Source organism: Tabrizicola sp., from assembly GCF_016793705.1.
GTDB lineage: Bacteria > Pseudomonadota > Alphaproteobacteria > Rhodobacterales > Rhodobacteraceae > Tabrizicola.
The window spans coordinates 78,792-86,588 of sequence record NZ_JAEULO010000023.1 but is presented as its reverse complement, the minus strand read 5'-3'; the positions used below and the strand labels follow the sequence as shown (position 1 = coordinate 86,588).

At 66.1% G+C, this 7,797-nt stretch carries 8 protein-coding genes and 1 pseudogene; 7 read left to right on the top strand and 2 right to left on the bottom strand.

The window, feature by feature from the left end; translation table 11 throughout:
- The 5 genes and pseudogenes from JNJ68_RS04965 to JNJ68_RS04945 all read left to right on the top strand — a co-directional run.
- A pseudogene (locus JNJ68_RS04965) lies at positions 1 to 141 on the top strand (DUF1285 domain-containing protein); the annotation flags it as partial.
- Between the two features lie 6 nt (positions 142 to 147).
- A complete protein-coding gene (locus tag JNJ68_RS04960; RefSeq protein WP_294979753.1) occupies positions 148 to 924 on the top strand; it encodes a TIM barrel protein in 777 nt (258 codons plus the stop codon).
- Positions 925 to 1,130: 206 nt separating this feature from the next.
- Positions 1,131 to 1,706 (top strand): hypothetical protein, encoded by a 576-nt coding sequence (locus JNJ68_RS04955; protein ID WP_294979751.1) that lies wholly within the window; start codon positions 1,131 to 1,133, stop codon positions 1,704 to 1,706.
- A gap of 324 nt (positions 1,707 to 2,030) precedes the next feature.
- Positions 2,031 to 2,216 (top strand): zinc-finger domain-containing protein, encoded by a 186-nt coding sequence (locus tag JNJ68_RS04950; protein WP_294979749.1) that lies wholly within the window; start codon positions 2,031 to 2,033, stop codon positions 2,214 to 2,216.
- A 153-nt stretch (positions 2,217 to 2,369) separates the two neighbouring features.
- Positions 2,370 to 2,855 carry a hypothetical protein gene (locus JNJ68_RS04945; RefSeq protein ID WP_294979747.1) on the top strand — a complete coding sequence of 162 codons (486 nt, stop codon included), beginning with the start codon at positions 2,370 to 2,372 and terminating at the stop codon, positions 2,853 to 2,855.
- Positions 2,856 to 2,963: 108 nt separating this feature from the next.
- Here the strand turns inward: JNJ68_RS04945 and JNJ68_RS04940 are convergent, their stop codons facing one another.
- Positions 2,964 to 3,434 (bottom strand): GNAT family N-acetyltransferase, encoded by a 471-nt coding sequence (locus tag JNJ68_RS04940; protein ID WP_294979745.1) that lies wholly within the window; start codon positions 3,432 to 3,434, stop codon positions 2,964 to 2,966.
- Between the two features lie 353 nt (positions 3,435 to 3,787).
- On the opposite strand from JNJ68_RS04940, the gene JNJ68_RS04935 reads away from it, so the two are divergent.
- Positions 3,788 to 4,447, top strand: a complete 660-nt coding sequence (locus JNJ68_RS04935) for a DUF2459 domain-containing protein (RefSeq protein WP_294979743.1) — start codon at positions 3,788 to 3,790, stop codon at positions 4,445 to 4,447.
- A gap of 15 nt (positions 4,448 to 4,462) precedes the next feature.
- Here JNJ68_RS04935 and JNJ68_RS04930 read toward each other — a convergent pair whose 3' ends face one another.
- On the bottom strand, positions 4,463 to 4,912 hold the full coding sequence (locus JNJ68_RS04930; RefSeq protein ID WP_294979741.1) for a hypothetical protein: 450 nt from the start codon (positions 4,910 to 4,912) through the stop codon (positions 4,463 to 4,465).
- A gap of 31 nt (positions 4,913 to 4,943) precedes the next feature.
- On the opposite strand from JNJ68_RS04930, the gene polA reads away from it, so the two are divergent.
- The gene (gene polA, locus JNJ68_RS04925) at positions 4,944 to 7,784 is read left to right on the top strand and encodes a DNA polymerase I (protein WP_294979739.1); all 2,841 of its coding nucleotides are present in this window, start codon (positions 4,944 to 4,946) and stop codon (positions 7,782 to 7,784) included.
- Positions 7,785 to 7,797 lie beyond the last annotated feature (13 nt).

Sequence of the window (7,797 nt, the reverse complement as noted above, 5' to 3'; positions counted from 1 at the left end):
CTCTGGGCGCTGATCGACCGGAAATCCTTCTACCGGCTGATCGATCTGGGTTGCCATGAAGACCACGACGGGCATAAGTGGTTCGGACTCTGGTCCTCGGGGCAGTTCTTCCCGGTGATCCCCTCGTCGGAATTGCCCTGACCTGACATGCCCCGCTTCGCCGCCAACCTGACCTATCTCTTCACCGAGGTCCCTGTGCTTGACCGCCCCGACTGGGCCGCGCGCTGCGGCTTCGACGGGGTAGAGGTGCTGTTTCCCTATGACCAGCCGATGGCCGACTGGGAGCGCGCGCTGAACGGCCTGCCGCTCGCGCTGATCAACACGCCCCCCGGAGATTGGGCCTCGGGCGACCGGGGCTTCGCCGCCGTTCCCGGCATGGAGTTGCGCTTCCGCGACAGCTTCCTGCGCGCCGCCGAATACGCCACCCGCCTGAAAGCCGAGCGGCTGCATGTCATGGCAGGCGTCGCCAAGGGCCCGCAGGCCGAACAATGCTACGCCGAGAACCTCGCCTGGGCGCTGGCGGAAGCCCCCGACCTGACGCTCACGCTGGAACCGCTGAACCCCGACGACATGCCGGGCTATTTCCTGAACGACTACGACCAGGCCGCCCGCATCGTCGACGACCTCGCCACTCCGCGCGTCGGCCTGCAGTTCGACCTCTGGCACGCCGCCCGCCTGCATGGCGATGCGCAAGCGGTTTGGCACGACCACCGCCACCGCATCAACCACGTCCAGATCGCCGGCTTCCCCGCCCGCAACGAACCCGGCGGCGGCGGCTTCTCCCTCCCCGACCTCTGCGACGCCATCGACACCGACGGCCCGCAGGTCTGGATCGCCGGCGAATACCGCCCGGCAAAAGGCACCGCGCAGGGGCTGGGCTGGCTGACCGCGCTCAAGTCGCGTGGGGTGCTGATCGGGGGGTAAGGGACCTGCCGGATTGTCAGCGGCTACCCTCCGACGCAAAGCACCTCCCCTCCCCCTCGTGGGGAGGGGTTGGGGGTGGGGGGCTCCACACCAGCAGCATGACCCGCACATCCGCACTCTGACACTGGCCAAGGATCCCGATGACCGACGCACTTCCGAAAATCTGAAACACGACGTTTACCGATCACACCAACAATCTTCGTTGGATGAACTTCCATATCGTAGACAGCACCGTGCCCCGTAGAGCGGCATGCTCGAGAAGCTTTATATATCTCGACGGGAAGCCTCTGCCGCCAGATCTCGTTCCAGACTACATCTTCTTTGACTCCCGCGACCACAAAGAAGACTACAAAAACAAGACACCCGACCTGTTCATGATCGAAGGTGGTGTCATGGTGATCTCTGAAAAATTCCGCAATCTTCTCGCGGATTTCAACATGGGCACCTCGCTGATCCATGAGGTGCCGCTCTATGAGTATGACCAGAAAACCCTGCGGCCCGGGCGGTGGTTCATCCTGCACATCACCGCGAACAAGAAGACGGTGATCCCAAAGATGTCGGAGAACGTGAAGCCTGATCTTACAGGGCTCACTTGGAGTTCTCGCATCGCCCAAGAGGACATTTTAGCTGTTCATGCCGATGCCGCTCAAGGCGCCGATCTCTGGATCGATCCGCTCTTCTACGGCCGCATCTTCCTCTCCGACCACCTCAAATCCGCCCTGAAACCCGCCGGTATCCGCGTCTTGAAACTGCCGCTCCGGCCCTGCACCGTCATCGCCTGACCCGCTCCCCCGCCGTCCGTCCTCAAGCGCCTCCCCTCCCCCTCCGTGGGGAGGGGATGGGGGTGGGGGGCGCCACACCCGCAAGACCAACCACCCCCAAACCTCCCGATTCGCAGCGATTGGTTAACGCCCCCTGCGTCTTCCGCGCGTAGAGACGGAAGGAAGACGCGAGAAAGACGGAAACAAGACCGCCAAAACCGCCCTAACCCCCTGACTTAATGCCAAGTTCCCCGCCGTTGCGCCGACCTGCCCCCACACACCGCCCTTGTGCCCCCCACCCCGCCCCCGCTAGAAGCGACAGAAGACAGCCAAGGACCCCGCCCCATGCCCATCGACGCCCCGGAAACCCAGACCGTCACCACCTGGAAAGTCGCCTGCGACGGCGGCGAGGGCGCGCTCGGCCACCCCCGCGTCTGGCTGTCGATCCCGCAGGAAACCGGCTGGGTCGACTGCGGCTACTGCGACAAGCGCTACCTCATCGACCGCGACCACGCCCACGACGACCACTAGGCCTTTCCCTGCGCGGATTCACGCCGTTGTTCCCGGACCCAGGGAACAGCAGTCCTCCGGCCACGTTCTCACATCGGGACCCTGGCGCAACCGGCTCTTCCGGCTGGGGCGCACCCGGGTCGTTCAACGTGAAACCTGAACTGGAGAACAACGATGAAATTTTACGCCCCCCTCTTCGCCGTCCTTCTGGTGGCCCCCGCCCTGGCGCAGACCGAAGCCGACGGCAACGCCGGAAACGCGATCGACACCGAAGGCCTGTCCACCCGCTCGGGCGCGGCCTTCTACAGCGATGACGGCATGGTCACGCTGCGCACCGCCGAGGAAGCCAAGACCGGCTGGTCCTCGCTGACGCCGGAGGACCAGCAGGCGCTGCGCGACCAATGCGCCAACCTGCCGACCGAAGGTGCACAGACCGCCGAGAACACCGCGCCGGCGGATACCACGTCGGAACCCTCGCCCCAACCCACCGAAGGCGCGCAGACCGCCGAAAACACCGCTCCGGCCGATACCACTTCGGAGCCGTCGCCGCAGCCCACCGAAGGGGCCGAAACTGCCGAGAACTCGACTCCGATGGCGACCAACTTCGTCGCGGACCCGGTCCGTCTTCGCGCCGTCTGCGACATGATCAGCGGGTTCTAGGTGATCAGGCAGGATCGGCCCGGTCCTGCCCCTGTTCAAGCACGACCCTGGCCGTGGGCCAATGGCCCGGCCGGGGTCAACCTCGCCGCAGGCGATCCGGCCCCTGGCTCACGCTGCCGCAAAGCGCGGCTCGGGCTCTGACAGGTCCAGCCCCTGCGCGCGCCAGGCAAGGGCCGATCCGTCGGTCACGGGCCGCGAGCTGACCGTCACCCCCTCGCAGCCCGCCTCTGCCGCCTCGGCACGCGCCGCCGCGACCAGCGCCCGCCCGATGCCGCGCTTGCGGTCGGGTTCCTGCACATAGACCTGCTCGACCACGCCCCAGTCCGCCCCGGCCACCATGTTGCGGCCCATCAGCATCAGTGCGAAGCCCACCGGATGGCGCTGCGGACTGTCGGGACGCAGCGCGACCAGCAGTCGCGCCGCCCGCCCCTCCAGCGCGATTCGGGCCAGAAGCCGGGGCGTGACGGTCGTGGGAACGCCATGTTGCGCCGAAAGCGCGATCAGCATCCGGTGGACTTCGGGCAGGTCTTCCGGCCCGGCGAGCCGGACGGCAACGGGAGGAGTGTTCGGGGTCGGCATCTTCGATTTCCTTCGCTCGGGGCCGGGCGAGGGGAACCTGTTCAACCATCCGGCCTGACCCTCGCGGGGCGGCTTGTCGGGGTTGGTTTCGGTGGTGAAACGCTGCCCTGCCGCCTATGTGGCGCAGGTCCAATAAAACGACTGAGGGGTCATCCGGTGCAGCATGGCGCGAAGATGCGCGACAGGGTGTGCCGCGTCAAGCCCTTCGCGACGCGCCGTCCGCTCAAGAAGGATAGTCGGCGCCCCAGGCTCAGGCCGGTCATCGCGAGTGCGGGCCTCGGCATCTGGTCATCCCCACCTTTGCCATGGCGTCATCTCGTGCCAGCTTGCAGCAACGCAACCCAGGGGCCTCCATGCGCCACCTTCGCCGTCTCCTTGCCGCACTCTTGGCTATCCCGGCCCTCTACCTCGTGGCCTCGCTGGTCCTTCCGCTGATCCCCGGCCCCGGCCCTGATCTCTCCGGCCCGCCCGCCCGGCAGATCGGCCTCCTGCAAGGCCCGATCCACACCGACATCCTCCTCCCTCTCACGCCCGAGGCGCGCGCCCGCTTTGCCTTTGCCGAGGCCGCGGGCGTGCCCGTCAACCACCCCGACGCGCAATGGCTCGTCTTCGGCTGGGGCTCCGCCGCATTCTACACCACGGCTGGCAGCTATGCCGACATCACCGCCAGCGCCGTCCTGACCGCTGCCACCGGCGACGACGCCGTGATCCGGGTCGGCGTCCTCGGCTCCCTGCCGCCGCTGGAGAACCTGAGCTTCCTCCGCCTCTCCGAAGCGCAGTTCCAGGCTCTCCTTGACCTGACATCGGCCACCTTCGCCAGCGACCGGCCGCTGGCCCGACCCGGCTTCACCGGCACCGACGCCTTCTTCCCCGCCGATGGCCATTTCAGCGCGCTGCGCACCTGCAACGTCTGGCTGGGCGAGACCTTCCGCGCCTCGGGCATCCCCTTCGGCCTCTGGACCCCGGCCAACTGGTCTGTCACCCTGTCGCTCTGGGTGAACACGCAGCCTTGAGGCTGAAGCCGGATCTCAGCTTTCCAGCACTTTGCAGCTCAACCGAAGCATTTCCCCGGGCGGCATCTCCTGGAAATAGCGCATCAGGTTGTTGCCTGCCCAGAACTGGGCCTCATCTCCGGTCGAGAACTTTCCCTTGCCAACCGCCGTGCCGGTTTCGCGCTCGAACCAGCGGAATGTCGATCTGGCACTGCGACCATCCGAGCAGGTCAGCTCGGCAACTCCGGCCCCCAGAAGCGTGCGCCGCCATGTGCCCTCGCACCGCACGCCCGCGTCGGACAGGGCTCGAACCGGGCCGGAATCGTGCCCCAGCGACACCCCGCGAAACACCTCGCCCGTGGCAGGGATGCAGGCGACAAGCGGCGCACAGTAGGTGGTTGCCCCGATGCAGCTCGGAACCTTCTCGGCATTGGCGGGCAAGGCCAGAAGCGGCAGCAGTAAAACTGGCAACATCGTGCGGATCATGGCAAAAGTCCCTTTCAAACGGGAGTATGTCATGTCCTCGACCTTCGGCAAGGGCCACCACCTCCACCTCATCGACGGCTCGGCGTATATCTTCCGCGCCTACCACGCGCTGCCGCCCCTGACCCGCAAGTCCGATGGTCTGCCCGTGGGCGCCGTCGCGGGCTTTTGCAACATCTTGTGGAACGAACTCAGCCGCGCCACCTCGAACGGCAAGGCGGCCACGCATCTGGCCGTGGTCTTCGACTATTCCGCCGACACCTTCCGCAACACGCTTTACCCCGCCTACAAGGCCAATCGCCCCGAATTGCCCGAAGACCTCCGCCCGCAGTTCTCCCTGACCCGCGAGGCGACCCGCGCCTTCAACGTCGCCTGCCTCGAGACCGAGGGGTACGAGGCCGACGACATCATCGCCACCCTCGCGCGCGAAGCGGTCGAGGCCGGGGGATCCTGCACCATCATTTCCTCCGACAAGGACCTGATGCAGCTGATCCGCCCCGGCATCGACATGTTCGACCCGATGAAGACCCGCGCCATCGGCCCCGACGAGGTGATCGAGAAATTCGGCGTCGCCCCCGACCGGGTGATCGACGTGCAGTCGCTGGCGGGCGACAGCGTCGACAACGTCCCCGGCGCCCCCGGCATCGGCCTGAAGACCGCCGCCCTCCTGATCAACGAATACGGCGACCTCGACACGCTTCTCGCCCGGGCCGGAGAGATCAAGCAGCCGAAACGCCGCGAGGCGCTTGTCGACAATGCCGACCAGATTCGCATCAGCCGAGAGCTGGTGACGCTGAAATCCGACACGCCCCTGGACGTGACGCTGGACGATCTGACCATCCGCCTGCCCGAGGCGGACAAGATCATGGATTTCCTGACGAAAATGGAATTCCGCACCCTGACCAAGCGTGTCGCCGACAAGCTTGGCATCGCGGCCCCGGCGCTTCCCGACACCTCGCAGCTGACAGTCTCCCCCCGCGACGAGGCGCCGAAGGCGACAGAGGAACAGCCCGCCTTCGACCATGCCGCCTATGAGTGCATCCGTGACATGGCGGCGCTGACCCGTTGGATCGCCCGTATCCGCGACATCGGCCATGTCGCCGTCGACACCGAAACCACCTCGCTGGACGAGATGCGCGCCGAACTGGTCGGCATCTCGCTGTCGGTGGACGCCGGGAAAGCCGCCTACATCCCGTTGGGCCACACCACCGGCGGCGGCGACCTCTTCGGCGCCACGGCCCTTGCACCCGGCCAGCTGACCCAGTCCGAGACGCTCAACGCCCTGCGCCCGGTGCTGGAGGATCCGTCGATCCTGAAGATCGGCCAGAACATGAAATACGACTGGAAGATCTTCGCCCGCCTCGGGGTCCGCATCACCCCCTTCGACGACACGATGCTGATGAGCTACGCGATGCACGCCGGGCTCCACAACCATGGCATGGACGAGCTTTCAGAACGCTACCTTGGCCACACGCCGATCCCGATCAAGTCGCTCCTCGGCAGCGGAAAATCCCAGATCACCTTCGACAAGGTCGCGATCGACGACGCCGTCAAATACGCCGCCGAGGACGCCGACGTGACCCTCCGTCTCTGGCAGGCGTTCAAGCCACAACTGCACCGGGCGAAAGTGACGACCGTCTACGAAACCCTGGAACGCCCGCTGGTCCCGGTGCTGGCCGACATGGAGATGAAGGGCATCGAGGTCGACCGCGACACGCTGAACCGCATGTCCAACGCCTTCGCCCAGAAGCTTGTCCAGCTGGAAGAGGAAATCCAGGACGTCGCGGGCGAGAAATTCAACGTGGGCAGCCCGAAGCAGCTTGGCGAAATCCTCTTCGACCGCCTGCAAATCCCGGGCGGCGAGAAGGGCAAGACCGGGGCCTATGGCACCGGTGCCGACATCCTGGAAGACATCACCACGCTGGAAGACAGCCACCCGCAGGGCGCCAGACTGGCGGCGAGAATCCTCGACTGGCGCCAGATCGCCAAGCTGAAATCCACCTACACCGACGCGCTGCAACTGGCGATCAACCCCGATACCGGCCGCGTCCACACCTCCTATTCCATCGCCGGGGCCAACACCGGCCGCCTCGCCTCCACCGACCCGAACCTCCAGAACATCCCCGTCCGCACCGAGGAAGGCCGCCGCATCCGCGAGGCCTTCGTCGCCCCGAAAGGCCGCATCCTCGTCAGCCTCGACTATTCCCAGATCGAGCTGCGCATCCTCGCCCATATCGCCGACATCCCGGAACTTCGGCAGGCGTTCGAGGACGGCATCGACATTCACGCCCTCACTGCGTCCGAGATGTTCAACGTCCCCCTCGACCAGATGACCCCCGACATCCGCCGCAAGGCCAAGGCCATCAACTTCGGCGTGATCTACGGCATTTCCGGCTTCGGCCTCGCCCGCAACCTGCGCATTCCCCGCGCGGAAGCCCAAGGCTTCATCGACCGCTATTTCGAACGCTTCCCCGGCATCCGGGGCTACATGACCGACACGGTGAAATTCGCGCAGGCGAACGGTTTCGTCCAAACCCTCTTCGGCCGGAAGATCCACACCCCCGAGATCAACGCCAAGGGCCCCGGCGCGGGTTTCGCCAAGCGCGCCGCGATCAACGCGCCGATCCAGGGCACCGCCGCCGACGTGATCCGCCGCGCGATGATCCGGATGCCCGCCGCGATCACGGGGATCGATGCGAAGATGCTGTTGCAGGTCCACGACGAACTTCTCTTCGAGGTCGCAGAAGACGAGGCCGACCGCCTGATCGCCGCCGCGAAAGAGACGATGGAAGCAGCCGCCCACCCCGCGGTCGCGCTCAAGGTTCACCTCGCCGTCGACGCGGGCAAGGGCAGGAACTGGGCCGAGGCGCATTAGGTGTCAGACGAAA

Excerpts from the sequence above, each read along its gene's own strand:
- JNJ68_RS04960 (WP_294979753.1), top strand. The coding sequence starts at position 148 with ATGCCCCGCTTCGCCGCCAACCTGACCTATCTCTTCACCGAGGTCCCT.
- JNJ68_RS04955 (WP_294979751.1), top strand. The coding sequence starts at position 1,131 with ATGAACTTCCATATCGTAGACAGCACCGTGCCCCGTAGAGCGGCATGC.
- JNJ68_RS04950 (WP_294979749.1), top strand. The coding sequence starts at position 2,031 with ATGCCCATCGACGCCCCGGAAACCCAGACCGTCACCACCTGGAAAGTC.
- JNJ68_RS04945 (WP_294979747.1), top strand. The coding sequence starts at position 2,370 with ATGAAATTTTACGCCCCCCTCTTCGCCGTCCTTCTGGTGGCCCCCGCC.
- JNJ68_RS04940 (WP_294979745.1), bottom strand. The coding sequence starts at position 3,434 with ATGCCGACCCCGAACACTCCTCCCGTTGCCGTCCGGCTCGCCGGGCCG.
- JNJ68_RS04935 (WP_294979743.1), top strand. The coding sequence starts at position 3,788 with ATGCGCCACCTTCGCCGTCTCCTTGCCGCACTCTTGGCTATCCCGGCC.
- JNJ68_RS04930 (WP_294979741.1), bottom strand. The coding sequence starts at position 4,912 with ATGATCCGCACGATGTTGCCAGTTTTACTGCTGCCGCTTCTGGCCTTG.
- polA (WP_294979739.1), top strand. The coding sequence starts at position 4,944 with ATGTCCTCGACCTTCGGCAAGGGCCACCACCTCCACCTCATCGACGGC.